The sequence below is a fragment of the Bacillus sp. REN3 genome, from assembly GCF_017912555.1.
GTDB lineage: Bacteria > Bacillota > Bacilli > Bacillales > Cytobacillaceae > Mesobacillus.
On sequence record NZ_JAERSD010000007.1, the window covers coordinates 63,538 to 77,301 of the forward strand.

Below are 13,764 nucleotides of genomic sequence, written 5' to 3' on the forward strand. Positions count from 1 at the left end.
TGGCCAGCCTCCCTTTTTTCATTCGTTTGCAGTTCTCTTGAATGGCCACCAGTTTGCTTTCCCGAAGTTCTTCACCATGACCGGGATGAACAACGGAAGCATGACGAAAGCATACAGGAACAGCCCGACAAGCAGGATGGATGCAATTTGGAGCAGCGACAGCATTCCCGACGGCATCATCGCTGCAAAAGTTCCGCCAAGGATGATTGCAGCGGAAATGATGACAGTGCCCATTTTCCTCATTGACAGCAGCATCGCCTCTGGGACGGAAAGGTCCTTGTATTCATTGAACCGGTCCATCAGGAAGATGCTGTAATCGACACCTAATGCTACTAGGATGACAAAAGCGAAGAACGGAACCGCCCAACTGATGCCTGTGTAGCCAAGAATGTTCACGAAAATCATTTCATTGACAGCCATTGCCGTATAGTACGTTAAAATCAATGAACCAATGATATAGATTGGCATGATGATCGAACGGAAGAGGAAGACAAGGATGATCGCGATCCCCATCAGCATCAGTATGACGGTTCTTGAATAGTCCTTGCCTGACATCGTATCGAGGTCGGCGTTTGTGCTCGTGATGCCTCCGATTGCTACATCCGCGTTCTCAAGCTTCGTTCCTTTTGTCGCCCGGCCGATCGCTTCCTTGAGATCATCAACCTGGGCAATCGCTTCATTCGAGTATGGATTTGCCTCGAGGATGACATCCATTGTCATGACTTTACGGTCTTTTGACATGTAAACATCGAATACCTGTGTGAATTCCTCATTATCCAGCGCCTCTTCCGGCAGGTAGAAACCGTTGGACCCGGACTTGGAAAGGCCATCCAAATAATCCTGGGCAGATCCGAGGCCATCGGAAACTTTATTTAGGCCGTCCGCGCTCTGGCCAAGTCCATCCGTAAGCTGGCTCAACTGGCCGCCAAGACCGCCGAAACCATCCAGGAGCTGCTGCTGCCCGGCATTGATTCCTGACAAGCCATTCGTCAATTTCGGGAAGTAATCAACGATTTGACCCTGGCCACTCGCAAGCGTATTGAGGCCCTTTTGCTGGAGTTCAATACCATCAATCAGCTGCTGGATCCCTGGACCGAACTTCTCCTGCTCAGCCAGCGCCGCTGCAAAATGCCTGTTCGCCTCAGCCATGCCTCCGTTCAGTTGGGTTAAGCCAGCGTTTAATTGATTGATAGCTTCGGAAGTTTGGCCGATCTGCTTTTGAATCTCAGAAATGGTTCCTTTTAAGATAAGGTAATTTTGATCTGCTTTCAAAGTCCCATCACGAGTTTCAAGATAGCCAAAGAGCTGCTGGTTTGTCTTGTCAAGTCCGCCAGCAAGCTGGGCTAACCCGTCCCCAGCCTGCTTGTAACCTGACTCGATCTCTGTAATCTTTCCCTGGATCTCTACATAGCCAGCCTGCAGCTTCTTGTAGCCGGCGAGCAGCTCTTCCGCTCCGCTCTTCGCTTCTTCCAACCCTGCTTTCAGCTGGCCGGAGCCTGCGGATCCCTTGCGGATGCCATCTTCGATTCTAGCAAGGTTCGTCTGGATTTCTCCCAAACCAGACTTAAGTTCACCGGTCCCTTTGATCAATTCATTGATGCCAGCGGTGGCTCCTTTTAACTCAGGCTCTGAATTCGAAAGCTCGGTTTCAGCCTTTTCCAGGCCTTCACTGATTTTATTTAGACCTTCTTTGCCTTCACCAAGTCCTGATTCCAGGGTTTCCGCCTGTTTGGAAACAAAGAAATCTTCGATTGGCTCCCCTGTCGGCCTTGTTACAGAGCGGACCGTATCAACCAGATCCACTTTTTCCAATTCGCGGCTTATTTTTTCGGCGAGCTCCACATATTCCGCAGAATCCATTCTCTCATCATTCTTCAAAATGATCTGTGTGGGCATGGATTCCCCTGGTCCAAAGCTGTCTGCAATAGCATTGAAGGCCTTGATAGAATTCACATCGCCACTGATCTCCTCAAGCGAGTTATAGCTTAACTTTCCGTCATAAGTGACGAGGAATGGCGTGACGACAGCAGCAACGACCAGCAACGCCAGGAAAGGGCGGGCAAGCGAGAAGCTCCCGACTGTTCCCCATAGCTTGCTTTCACTATGCCCGGCACTTCTCTTTGATGGCCAGAAAATTTTCTGCCCCAGTACCGCCATGAAGAAGGGTACGATCGTGAACAATGCGAGGAGAAGAATCGCCACCCCGATCGCTACAGCCGCAGCGGATTGATACAGGATGAACTGTGAAAATCCGATTGCCGCGAAACCAATCATAACGGCAATTCCGCTGAAAAACACGGTCCGGCCAGCGTTTTTATACGTCTCAACAATGGCTGCCGGTACGCTTTCATAGTGAGCAAGCTCTTCCTTGAAGCGGCTGAGCAGCAAGATACAATAGTCTGTTCCTATGCCAAAAAGGACAGCGACAAGGAAAATCTGGGTATAGTTCGATAATGGGAAGTCGAATTTATCAACAAGCATGGCCACGATGGACTGGGAGACAAGGTAACTGACCCCAACTGTCAACAGCGGGATGATAGGCGCTATGACCGACCTGAACACAAGCAGCAGGACGACAAGGATAAAGACGACAGTAATCCCTTCCGTTTTCTTAAGTCCTTCCTCCGAGCTGTTCATCAAGTCTTCGTTGATTAGCCACTGGCTGGTATAATAATGATCCACTTCGATCTCTTCGATGGTTTCATACATCAGCTTGCTTAGTTCGGCTGGTTCGCGTCCATTCCAGCTTACCGTCACAGAGGCAAGGATCGACTTTCCGTCATCCGAAACGAGCTGTTCCTCCAGGCTTTCTTCGTTGAAGTGGGTAAGGATGTCAGTGATCCCGATTTCTTCGCTGTTTTTCTCCAGCTTTCGGATTGCTTTTTCCGCTTCAGCAATCTCATCTTTTCTCAGCTTTTTATCATTGCGAAAAACGAGCGCCACTTGTGTTTCATCTCCGCCGCCCTCCTGTTTCCGGACATCCTCCATGATTTTGCCGGCCAAGGTCGATGAATATTCATCAGGAACGGTTATCTGGCCTTTATCACGGACAAGCTGCGCCATATCAGGCGCCACGACGAACAGACTTGCAGCAACCAGGATCCATGCGATGATGACAAGCCATTTCTGTTTGATGATAGAATTCATGGTTACTCCACCTTACCTTTTGTTTCAATTAAAATGTTATTCAATTTCTCATACGTGTTCAGGAACTGGACAATTTCGGTTTGGTCGAACCTTGCAATAAGCGACTCAACAAGTGCATGGATCCGTTCTTCCGTTTTGAAGAACAATTCCTTCCCCTTATCGGTCAGTGTCAGATAGACGACGCGGCGGTCATTTTCATCCCGGGTCCGCTGGATCAATCCTTTTTCCCACATCCTTGTGATGATGGCCGTGATCGCACTCTTCTTGACATCGAAAACCTCGGCCAGCTCAGATGATGTGCACGTGCCAACCTTATTGATATACCTGAGAGTGTAATGCTGGTCATTCGTCAGGTCCGCGCCAATCTGATCCTTTATCAGTCCCTCGGCAATTTTATTCACCGAAAAAGAAAGATTGATATAATGGTCGACCAGTTCCTTGATTGGTTTTTCATACATCTTTATTTATTCACCTCACATATGGATTATTCTACAATTTAACTGTTCAACTATTTAACTATTAACCTCATTAACTTTAATTCTTTTTCCTTTCTCTGTCAATATCATAAAAAAAAGGACTTGCCGTATTCGGCAGCCCATCTAAAAAGTATTATAAATATTTTCGCATTCTGCTCCTGTCGGTTCATAAAAGCAATGAAGTTTATAGCGCCCTACTAATGGCTGATTGTACCATGTCGGCGGGCAATCCCCTGGCGGCCTGAAATACCAGAGGCTGTATTTTGACGGCCATAAGCGCTCTCCCTTGACCGAACGCCTTGCCAATCGCCGTTCCGACTCCCTGGCCCGTTGGTAAAAATATCCCTTCTGGACCGCTTCGAATGCATGCTCCTGATACACCATATGCGGAATCGTCCTTATGCCCTTGAAATCAGAGCAATTCGCCCTGATCCTGTTGACCCCGACATTCCCTACCATCAGCATGCCCTCTGGTCCTTCTCCCTCTGCCTCGGCGCGAAGAAGCCGGGCGAGCAGGTTCAAATCTGCGTCTGTATGCTTCACTACTGCCATCGCATAACCCCCACCATCTTATTGTTACAGTTTATTTGCAAACGGCTCGGGCTATAACCGAAATCATCCATCACCAAAAATATGGATAACCACCGTATGGGTAAGCGAAAGGATATGAGTAATATGGATACCCATAGCCATAGAACGGGCTGAACAGCGCTGCTCCCAACAATCCGCCTGCCAATCCCCCGAAGAATGGTCCCCCAAAGAACGGCCGCCCGAAACCAAAGCCAAACGGGCGCCCGAAACCGAATGGCCGGATCCTCATATCAGCTTGCTCAATTGGCAGTTGATGGCTGTCCCTCATCACACTGGGCGAATACTGGATGTCTGTAGTCATCTCTTTGCCTCCTCGTTTTGTTATGGTAAAAATGTCCCCAGGAATCTGGGTTACTAAAGATTATGCATCCGCATAAAATATTCTTGGGTATTCGACCAGTTTCAAGCAGATATTTTGCCGGCTGACTGGTAAAGCGACAGGAAAATTACAAAGAACAAAAGGGCCATTGGCTGCATATAGTACCTCAAAGAAGTCATAAGGATGAAAATACATGTCAATCACGATCAACCTGTTTTACATGAAGGTGAACAGTATTTCAGGGAATGGTTCAATCACAATCGGTTCCGCAGCCCATAACAGCCATACGGCGAAGAGCAAATCGCTCGGGGTCAATTCTTCCTATGGAGATACCTCGCCTGCAGAGGCATTGATGGATAATGTCTATATTGATCCGGATATTAACGACCAGACTGATATCGCCAATTCTGATTCCACGAACCTCGGGGTTCCACTCATACCTTTTGACGAACCCGTTCTCTAACTTTTTCTGCATTCTGGACCGACTTTTGAAAAGAGGAGCTTTCTGATGCCTTATCAAATCAATATTTTCAACATCAAAGTGAATGGGGTAACGCAAAACGGCAACCTAGATATTGGCCCGACTGTGCATAACAGCCATACAGCAAACAGCAAAAATTTCGGAGTGAACCTTTCGCTTGGCGACCTGTCCCCGACTGCTTCTTGCATGAACACAGGAATCATTGACACGGATGTAAGCGACCAGGACCAAATCGCCAATCCATCAGCCCCTATTGCCAACCAGCTTTAACAGCGGCACGCTGACATTGGAGGATTGCCATGGATATAGAGAAAGTCACGAAGTGGCTTGAATTGACGAATAAGTATCAAAAAAATGATTTCTGGAGAAGTCTTTTCGAAAATTCCATCCCGGAACAGTTACTGAAATCGGAAAGGATCCTTCCCCTTTATGATCTCTACCAAAATGATACGCATATAAGCGTTCTGGTTGAAGTACCTGGCTTGACTGAAAAAGATTTGTCGATCGCCTTGCGCCAAAAAAACATCCTAATCATCAAAGGATCAGCGAAACCTTTTTTTCCCGCCGAAATGGAGGTCAAACAAGAAAGGTATTACGGGGAGTTCGAGCGGATGATTCCCCTTCCCGAACCGACTGACACACGATTCCTCCAGCTGAATTTTTACAACGGGCTCTTGCAGATTACGTATCCCCGCCCGTCCGTATTACCGCCAGGCAATTGAAAATGGTGTTAGGGAGCCTTTGGAAAGGCTCTCTTTCCATTTCATAGGCCAATCAAATCCTGGATATTTCTTCCTCGCTGGCACTTCCGCGTTTCCATGGCGGAAAGGCGGGTAAAACGATATTACCTGGTGCAGGGAAAAATCTTGAAAGCGAGGGATGACAGATGGCTGGAAACAATCAAAACAATGAAACCGAACAGAAAGAATATTTCAAGGACCGCGCCGGAACGGATGAAGCAAGATTCCATGCCGTTCCTCATGATGACGAAGGGTGGGCCGTCAAACGGGAAGGCCAGGACGAGCCGGAATTCACCTCAGGTTCAAAATCCGAAGTTGTCAATGAAGCGAAAAAACTGGCTGAGGATGCTGGGACGATGGCTTACATCCATGATGAGGATGGGCAGATCGAGGATCAATACAATTACAGTAACTAAGAGTGGCAATCCATAAGACGATTGCCAAGATGAGCTAAATGACCTGATAAAAAAAGAAGCCTTGCTGGGATTGCCCATGCAAGGCTTTCACTTTTACTTCTTCAGCACATCGTGGTCGACATAACGCTCGCCATTCAGCTCGCTGATGACATTGATGGCGACTTTGGCTCCGTCACCAGCCGTGATGATCGTATGCATGCTGACGCCTGCGCATGTGCCAGCTGCCCAGACTCCTTCCAGGTTCGTCTTGCCGGCAGCATCGACATCGAAAACTGTCTTGATCCTTGGCTCAGTGCCGGCCTTCGTTTTCAGGCCTGACGCTTCAGCGAGGTCCGTCATCATCCCTGTCGCAAGGATGACATGCTTTGCCTCATACTCGCCGTTCTCGGTTTCGATTTTGATGCTTTCCCCGTTCCTATTGATGGCGGTTACATTTGTTTCCACAAGTTCCGCCCCGAACTTTTTCGCCTGCGCAATCCCGGTATCGACCAGATCTGGCCCTGAGATTTCAGGCACACCGTAATGATTCTCCATCCAGGCACGCTTCGTGACACTCTTGTTGCTGTCGAGCATGATGGTTTTCTTACCAGCCTTTGCCGCGAAAATAGCCGCGCTGCCGCCAGCTGGTCCAGATCCAATAATCGCTACATCATACATAGGAAAATTCCTCCTTTTTTGTTTCTATTATTTATCTTAACAAATATTTCATTCAAGTAGCTAATAGTTTGAAGCCAAAATATTTTTCAGCCTTATTTATCGGGAAGTGAAACACTCCGATAGGATGAAAGGCAACTACAAGGAAGGTACCTATTATTTGCTATCTACGTATGATACTTTTTATTGATATCCATTAGACATATACTGATATTAAAGCGGAAATGCATGGCAAGCTGATTTTCGGAAAGAAAGGAGACTAAAGATGAACCGATTTTTCGAACCGGGAACGGAAGACGTATTTGATCTGTTTTCAATTGAACATCTTTTCACACTGGCAATTTTCGCTGGTGTCATCGTCCTGATGTACCTTCTTCGCAAACGATTAAAAACGGAACCATTAAATCGCCTGGTACGGGTTTGTTTTTTCTTCGTACTGATTGGTTCGGAGATCAGCCTGCAAATCTGGCTGTGGTGGAGCGGGTATTGGAGCTACCAGTATTCGTTGCCTCTGCATCTCAGCAGCCTTTCGCTCATCCTTTCCGCAGTGCTGCTCTTGACCCGTAACTATGCGCTTTTTGAATTCACCTATTTTGTCGGAGTCGGGAGCGCCCTTCAAGCGATGTTGACCCCCGATATCAGCCTGTATACCTTTCCGCACTACCGGTATCTCCATTTTTTTATTTCTCACGGTGGAACGGTCATAGCGAATCTGTTCATGGTATTCGTCCATGCCTTCCATCCGACAGGGAAATCTGTGTGGAAAGCCTTCTTGCTCTTGAACGGCTACACACTCATAATCTTCATTGTCAACTACCTGATAAAAGGGAATTATATGTATATCTCCGAGAAACCGGCCAACCCTTCGCTCATTGATTACCTCGGCCCATGGCCATGGTACATCCTTTCATTGGAGGTGATTGCCTTCGGAACATTTTTGCTGCTGTATGCACCATTTTGGCTGCATAGAAAAAAAGCATTGCCTTCCCGCTCAAGGTAATGCTTTTAACTCCCAGGTTTGCCGCTATTTTACTGGACGTATAATTCCATCGTAGTGGAAACCTCTTTAAATCCCAGCTTTTCACACATGATCCGCGAAGGATTTCCCTGGAATATATTCAGCTGGATGGTTTTGATTCCCTGCGCCTTCAATTCCTCAATTGCCGCCACTGTCAATTTCTCCCCGATTCCAGCCTTCCTGTATGCCGGGAAAACATATACGCTAAGAAGCACGCCGATTGTCTGGTTCGTGAGCATATTCCAATCCTTCCCGAGCAAGATCCAGCCCTTTAACCTTCGGTATTCTTCATCCACTAGAAAATATGCCCCATTTTGGATAAAGGGCATGAACAGTTGATAAGCGTTTTGGACGCTATTTTCCCCATATCCCATCGAGCTCTCCTTCAGTACTTTACCGGTCAATTTGATGAGATAATCATTTTCGGCGTAATGAGCTCTCCTGATTGCCATTTATAGCCCTCCACTGCAAAAAGAGATGATGCTTTACTATATAAAAAATCCATTCATTGCGTGCATGCTCCAACTCAAAAAAAGCAGGGCAGGCAGCCTCAACCGCCTTATCATTGATTGACCAGTCAATCGAGTGTTCCGGAAACTCAACTGCTTGATTGAGCAATCTCTTCCGGATTTTCCAGCTGCTCTATGAGCCACATTATAGTTTTTCTCTTAAGGGAGGATTGTCCATTTTGCAGTGAGGCTTAATCGTTCGTCCAAAAATGAAAGAACCCAGGCAGAAAATAATGCCTGGGTTGGGTTTATTGGGTAATGAAGATGGAGCCATCCTCAAAAATATGAATCGCTTGAAAGCTGCCTAAATATTTCAAAGCATTGCTGGTTGTCCCGCCATCAGCTAACTCCTTTTGGCCCTTCCAGAACGTGTCTTTGTCGAGGACAAGGTAATAAATAAAGCATTTCCTGCCATCAACATTCTCGGACTCGACCATTTGGAATGCCTGACCGTATCTCTTCTTGAACCATTCACGAGCTTCATCATGGCTCTTAAACACAGGAATCTCCGCCTCTTGCTCCGGAGTGATTGATCCTTGAGCGTACATTCGAACACCAGCTTTCTTCTTTTTGCCATCCCCAATCCATTTATATGTTTAAGTCAAGGACGGCATAGTGGACCTCACAGCATTTTACCATATTCAGCGAGGTTAATACAGATGGAAAAGACTTACCATCTTATACCCGGATATTGCATTTTCAAAATCACACGGTAGAAAGCCATAGATTCGCGTGATTTTCCATTCTGGAAAAAATGCCTGCTGCGCCGCTGGTCTATTGTAAGGCTGGATGTAAGGCAGTAAAACCATCCCCCTAAGAGGATGGTTCGATTTGCAGTACTTCAGGCTTGGATTCCTCCTGGCTCGCTTTGTAGAGACGGATATGGCCAATTTGAGGTGCGGATGAATTCGAGTGGACAAGAAAGTCTTCCATTAACGCGATTGTCCATTTAGCTTCCCCCTCCTTCATCAGGACGACTGCGAGGGTGCCAAATTGTTCTATTTGCTCCCATCCGAACAACTCTGTGTTACCCTCTTTGGAAACCAAAATTCCTTTTGTGTCGCTTATGACCATCGTATCTTTTCCTTTCCAGACTCCTTGAATTTCCGCCCCGACATAATAATAGGAGATACCGTCCCCGCGGTCTCCATAGGTACCGATGTGCTGCTGGATTTTGTTGTCCATTGTCATAAATGTAATAGCCGCGATATCATCCGCGAGCCACTCCACTTTCATATCATTCGCAGGCTCAGCGGAAATTTTTTGTTCCGGGCTGGCAAAAAGTCCATAACGCGAACGATAATAAACAGCTTCTCCCGTGTGTAAATTCTGTTTGACGGAAAGGATGTTTTCCGCATCAGGAGATAGGCTTGTGATTTGCTTTACCTTTTCTTTATCCGCGACAAGAAGCATGGCATTGACGAGGATAAAAAGAACAACTGCGCTTGCCCCTATCCATTTTGCCCTTTTGGATGGCAGGACCAGAAACAACAAACCCAGAGCCATGCAAAGAATAAAACCGATATTCAACAAGTAAAACAACCGGCCATCGATATACTCCCAGTGAAACCGGTCATGAACATACACATAAACCAGCTGTACAAAGAATAAGCTGAAAGCAATCAGGAAGCTTAATGACCCGATCAGTCTTCGTAACCTATCCTTCTTCAATCGGCTCAACCTCCTCCACAAATGTCCAGGTCAATCCATGATCGTTCGATTCGAACTTCGCTCTCACTTTCCCGCCTTTGTAGTCGCCAGTTGGTCCTTGATTTAAAAGAACTGTCATACCACCATCTTCTTTAACTGGTACCTCAGCTGTAACGAAGATTTTACTGTACTTTGGCGCAATCGAAAAGCTTGCTTTGCGCCATGAACTGCCGCCATCCTGGGTGACATAAAGATCTGGTGCTTCAGGATTTAGAATTCCATAGGATAAAAAACCGATCGATTCATCAACAAATCCACCACTATAGATCAGCCTAGTTGTCCCTGAATCAGCTGCCAGCCGCCAGTTCTGTCCTCCATCATTTGTCAAAAACACACTTGTTCCTTCTGAAGACATCGTTCTGCCGCCAGATACGATGATATACCCAAAAGCATCATCCAGGAAGGCGACTTTTCGATAACGTATCGGCGCATGCTGTTCCGAAACGACAGAATGATTCCACGTTTTTCCTTCATCTGCGGAATGGACCAGCATAAGCCTTTTTACATCCTGGCTGGCTCCATCCATATAAATGAAGGCAGACACACGTTCAGAGAGAATGTAACTTCCTTCAATCAGTTCCAGTTGGTTCCCGCTGTATTCCCCCTCAAATAACTGATCCTTTCCTACAGGAACCTTGTTCCAATGAACGCCATTATCATATGTGATATTCAGTTCATTATTTTGCAATGAATATCCGATCGAGTCATGTGTATAAACCGGCTGCAATTCCTCTCTCTCTCGTTTTTCTTCCACCTGGCCTGGCAATGTCTTATCCAATTGGGCAGGAATAGGCTCGTCGACTTTTTGGTAATAGAAAATGACCAGGCTCATTCCTGCCAACATAAGGCCAGCCATCCAAATAATCACTTTTTTCAAGGGCAGATCTCCTTTTGGTTATCTTTCTTCCATCCTATCATATCGGTGAATGGCCAAAAAAATAAACGGAAAGTATACGTCTGCCAATCAGCATCCTTATACCATCCGAATACAAAAAGGACTTTGTTAGAGCAAAATGCACTTAAGGCTAGACATCCCAATCTTTGTTCATCCTCAACCTTTTTTCAATTTTAACGAACGGTATAGACCTATACAAAAACCGGAAGTTGTTCCAAGTGACGTAACAATGACGAGAAGATTCAGGTCAATGCCAGCCCAAAACTTCCCACTCATTAGGTTCGTTGTTTCCGCGATTAATCCAAGCACAAGGGAAACCAATCCAGATACAGGCAAGAAAAACTTGATTGATCCCCTTCCATAGATGCTGATTCCCTGGACAACCCCGAAAACGGTATTGATCACGATAAAGAAAACGACATTGGGGATAATCGACGCTAAGGAAGGAAAAATCCATGAAACGCCCTCACCTATCGCAAATCCCAACAAAATCGCTATGATGGCTCCTCCCACGCCCCAGACAATTTTTATAAAAAGATTATCTGAGATACCCATCACAAACAGCATCAGCAAGTTCCCAAAAACACCGATTAGCATGATGCTCAATAAACCATTTGATAGGAAAAAGCCAGAAATGAAGCCGCTGATCAAGAAGGAAAAGAGTCCAATCAACATCGTCAACAACGGATATACCTTTGTGTTTCTAATGATTCCGTCCATGATCCTTTCCCCCTCTTACCATCTTCATGGAACCTTTCCGAAAAAGCTTTGGAACTAGCACATACTTCCTCGTTTCTTTGCTGTTCATTATAGAAATTCGATATAAAAATTTTGGAATCCTTCCGGTAACGAACAGACAAATAAATATTTTTAATCCTTTGTGGCAAAGAGTCACAAATTATCCATATCGGCAAAGCAGTAAAAATGAAGGATAACCAATTTTGTTAGAAAGCGATGAATATAAATTCTATCTTGATAACCAACTGGATGTTTGGAGAGAACTTGTTCGAAAAAATAAAGTGTTCAATTTTATATGACTCTTAGTAATTCAAACCCGATTGAATTCCTTAGAATCCTTTATAAAAACCGCCAGGAAACCGTAGGAGACCTATGAAGAAGGTGGAACATTATTAATGGAAATGGTGTCTAAAGAAAAAAAGAAGCACTAAGTGCACACGGCTCATAAAGCCCCCGAGAGGTGTTCATTCCTTTTCCAAAACAATAGGAAGAACAATATTACAAGTTCTCTTCTAATTGAATAATTTTTTTTATGATTTCTTCTCGTTTAATTTCTTCTAAAGAAAGGAACCTTGGCGCCGCTGGCAAATTGAACTCAATATGTGAATGAGATAGCTCAAACAGTAGAGTTCCAATCTTATCCTTATTTTGGTTTTCAATCACAATCCAAAAAACGCGTTTTTCATGATGAGGCTTGCCCCAATTAGCCTTTTCTATTGAATTTCTAAAGTGTAGGCACTCCCCAATAACAAAGTCGTCCTCTTTCGTTATTTCTATAGATCGAAATCCATTTTCTTTTATGAGTTTCCAAATTGGTGGAATGAGTTTATCTAAATACATGCCGTATGTTGCATCTTCATATTCCGGAAAGAGCTGTTTAAGCTCTTTGATATTCTTGTTCAGCACTTCTTTCCAGTGTTCTTTTATATAAGTAAAAAGCACTTCTCCTAACTCATTGATTTTCATATTAGGTTGAATATTTACTTTTTCCATATGAATCCCTCCATATTTTTTCATCTTACAAAGCAAGCATACAACATTAAAGCCAATGATAAAGTTTTTAGAAAAAATAGCTGAATTCCCTCCCTTTATTTGATAAACTTTACATGAATTGTACAGTTATCATATATAGGAGTGTAATAATTGAAAAAAATCAGGCCTATAGATATTGCAAAAAAACTAAAAATTAGCACAAGCTCTTTAAGAAGCTATGAAGAAAGAGAAATTGTGCCGAAAACTGAACGGTCATCTACAGGTTACAGGATATATACAGAGGAGCATGTAGCCTATTTTGAGTGTATTGTAGCTATGACTCCTGGATTTGGAATTGATATAACATCTGCTGTTCTAAAAAAGTTGCAACGCAAAGAACTAGACGCTGCTCTTTGGATAATAAATAATGCCCAAGTAGCAAATTCTGAAGACAAAAAGATTATTGAACGGGTGAATACACACCTGGAAAACTTGACACATGAACACTTAATGACTATTGGTGAGTTGTCACTTCAGACAAATATACCTCCAACAACTCTCCGATATTGGGAAAAGGAAGGTTTTATTACGGCCAAAAGAGGAGAACTAAATAATTATCGCCTATTTGATACATTCCAGCTCATAAAAGTCTTATTAATGAAAATTACTCAGAATGCAGTTTATTCATATGAGGTTTTTCAAATAAAAGAGGAAATTAAAGATTTAAACCAATATAATCTTGAAGAAGTCAGAAAAGTAATACACGATATTTCAAAATATATAAATAACCGTAACCAAAAACAGCTTAAAGGGATTTTCTATTTATATAAATTGTCAAAAATTTTAAACCAGCATTGAATATGTAGTCTTATTGAAGGTGAAGTTAAAAAGCAAATTTCACACCAAAAATAAAGTATAAGTTTGCCACAAATAAAATAAAGCATAAACCTGCCATTTGGCAAACTTATGCTTTAAGCCACACAAAAATGTGACTTAACCTATATTATTGCCATTTGTTAACCCATAATATTGCCAGCCCTTGTGCCGTCTAAGTTATTAGCATGTGTCTATATAGAAAAATATTAATCACCATAAGTA

The 13,764-nt window shown here is 44.2% G+C and carries 17 protein-coding genes; 6 read left to right on the top strand and 11 right to left on the bottom strand.

Going from position 1 to position 13,764, the window contains the following annotated elements; all coding sequences use genetic code 11:
• Window positions 1–18 precede the first annotated feature (18 nt).
• The 4 genes from JJQ88_RS08295 to JJQ88_RS08310 all read right to left on the bottom strand — a co-directional run bounded on the left by JJQ88_RS08295 (window position 19) and on the right by JJQ88_RS08310 (window position 4,482).
• A complete protein-coding gene (locus tag JJQ88_RS08295; RefSeq protein WP_210365278.1) occupies window positions 19–3,147 on the bottom strand; it encodes an MMPL family transporter in 3,129 nt (1,042 codons plus the stop codon).
• A gap of 2 nt (window positions 3,148–3,149) precedes the next feature.
• The gene (locus JJQ88_RS08300; protein ID WP_210365279.1) at window positions 3,150–3,605 is read right to left on the bottom strand and encodes a MarR family winged helix-turn-helix transcriptional regulator; all 456 of its coding nucleotides are present in this window, start codon (window positions 3,603–3,605) and stop codon (window positions 3,150–3,152) included.
• 141 nt (window positions 3,606–3,746) lie between these two features.
• Window positions 3,747–4,175 carry a cell wall hydrolase gene (locus JJQ88_RS08305; RefSeq protein WP_210365280.1) on the bottom strand — a complete coding sequence of 143 codons (429 nt, stop codon included), beginning with the start codon at window positions 4,173–4,175 and terminating at the stop codon, window positions 3,747–3,749.
• Window positions 4,176–4,245: 70 nt separating this feature from the next.
• Window positions 4,246–4,482, bottom strand: a complete 237-nt coding sequence (locus JJQ88_RS08310) for a spore coat protein (protein WP_210365420.1) — start codon at window positions 4,480–4,482, stop codon at window positions 4,246–4,248.
• A gap of 244 nt (window positions 4,483–4,726) precedes the next feature.
• Here JJQ88_RS08310 and JJQ88_RS08315 point away from each other — a divergent pair, with 244 nt between their 5' ends.
• From JJQ88_RS08315 to JJQ88_RS08330, 4 genes are all read left to right on the top strand, one after another.
• Window positions 4,727–4,996 (top strand): spore germination protein, encoded by a 270-nt coding sequence (locus JJQ88_RS08315; RefSeq protein WP_210365281.1) that lies wholly within the window; start codon window positions 4,727–4,729, stop codon window positions 4,994–4,996.
• 45 nt (window positions 4,997–5,041) lie between these two features.
• Complete coding sequence (locus tag JJQ88_RS08320; RefSeq protein WP_210365282.1) at window positions 5,042–5,284, top strand: spore germination protein; 243 nt, start codon at window positions 5,042–5,044, stop codon at window positions 5,282–5,284.
• A 29-nt stretch (window positions 5,285–5,313) separates the two neighbouring features.
• Window positions 5,314–5,736, top strand: a complete 423-nt coding sequence (locus JJQ88_RS08325) for an Hsp20/alpha crystallin family protein (protein WP_210365283.1) — start codon at window positions 5,314–5,316, stop codon at window positions 5,734–5,736.
• 164 nt (window positions 5,737–5,900) lie between these two features.
• The gene (locus JJQ88_RS08330; RefSeq protein WP_210365284.1) at window positions 5,901–6,170 is read left to right on the top strand and encodes a DUF2188 domain-containing protein; all 270 of its coding nucleotides are present in this window, start codon (window positions 5,901–5,903) and stop codon (window positions 6,168–6,170) included.
• Window positions 6,171–6,263: 93 nt separating this feature from the next.
• On the opposite strand, the gene JJQ88_RS08335 is transcribed toward JJQ88_RS08330, so the two are convergent.
• Complete coding sequence (locus JJQ88_RS08335) at window positions 6,264–6,827, bottom strand: NAD(P)/FAD-dependent oxidoreductase (RefSeq protein WP_210365285.1); 564 nt, start codon at window positions 6,825–6,827, stop codon at window positions 6,264–6,266.
• 262 nt (window positions 6,828–7,089) lie between these two features.
• On the opposite strand from JJQ88_RS08335, the gene JJQ88_RS08340 reads away from it, so the two are divergent.
• Complete coding sequence (locus JJQ88_RS08340; RefSeq protein WP_210365286.1) at window positions 7,090–7,824, top strand: YwaF family protein; 735 nt, start codon at window positions 7,090–7,092, stop codon at window positions 7,822–7,824.
• A 29-nt stretch (window positions 7,825–7,853) separates the two neighbouring features.
• On the opposite strand, the gene JJQ88_RS08345 is transcribed toward JJQ88_RS08340, so the two are convergent.
• The 6 genes from JJQ88_RS08345 to JJQ88_RS08370 all read right to left on the bottom strand — a co-directional run bounded on the left by JJQ88_RS08345 (window position 7,854) and on the right by JJQ88_RS08370 (window position 12,687).
• Window positions 7,854–8,294: a GNAT family N-acetyltransferase gene (locus JJQ88_RS08345; RefSeq protein WP_210365287.1), complete on the bottom strand. Its 441-nt coding sequence runs from the start codon at window positions 8,292–8,294 to the stop codon at window positions 7,854–7,856.
• Window positions 8,295–8,599: 305 nt separating this feature from the next.
• Window positions 8,600–8,899 carry a hypothetical protein gene (locus JJQ88_RS08350; RefSeq protein WP_210365288.1) on the bottom strand — a complete coding sequence of 100 codons (300 nt, stop codon included), beginning with the start codon at window positions 8,897–8,899 and terminating at the stop codon, window positions 8,600–8,602.
• Between the two features lie 265 nt (window positions 8,900–9,164).
• Window positions 9,165–10,022 (bottom strand): hypothetical protein, encoded by an 858-nt coding sequence (locus JJQ88_RS08355; RefSeq protein WP_210365289.1) that lies wholly within the window; start codon window positions 10,020–10,022, stop codon window positions 9,165–9,167.
• Window positions 10,009–10,929: an oxidoreductase gene (locus JJQ88_RS08360; RefSeq protein WP_349237114.1), complete on the bottom strand. Its 921-nt coding sequence runs from the start codon at window positions 10,927–10,929 to the stop codon at window positions 10,009–10,011. The genes JJQ88_RS08355 and JJQ88_RS08360 overlap by 14 nt, the downstream gene beginning before the upstream one ends.
• A 183-nt stretch (window positions 10,930–11,112) precedes the next feature.
• Window positions 11,113–11,676 carry a hypothetical protein gene (locus JJQ88_RS08365; protein ID WP_210365291.1) on the bottom strand — a complete coding sequence of 188 codons (564 nt, stop codon included), beginning with the start codon at window positions 11,674–11,676 and terminating at the stop codon, window positions 11,113–11,115.
• Window positions 11,677–12,192: 516 nt separating this feature from the next.
• On the bottom strand, window positions 12,193–12,687 hold the full coding sequence (locus JJQ88_RS08370) for a DUF6022 family protein (protein WP_246861000.1): 495 nt from the start codon (window positions 12,685–12,687) through the stop codon (window positions 12,193–12,195).
• A 150-nt stretch (window positions 12,688–12,837) separates the two neighbouring features.
• Between JJQ88_RS08370 and JJQ88_RS08375 the strand changes: the two genes are divergently transcribed.
• Window positions 12,838–13,524, top strand: a complete 687-nt coding sequence (locus JJQ88_RS08375; protein WP_210365292.1) for a MerR family DNA-binding transcriptional regulator — start codon at window positions 12,838–12,840, stop codon at window positions 13,522–13,524.
• The last annotated feature ends 240 nt before the right edge of the window (window positions 13,525–13,764 follow it).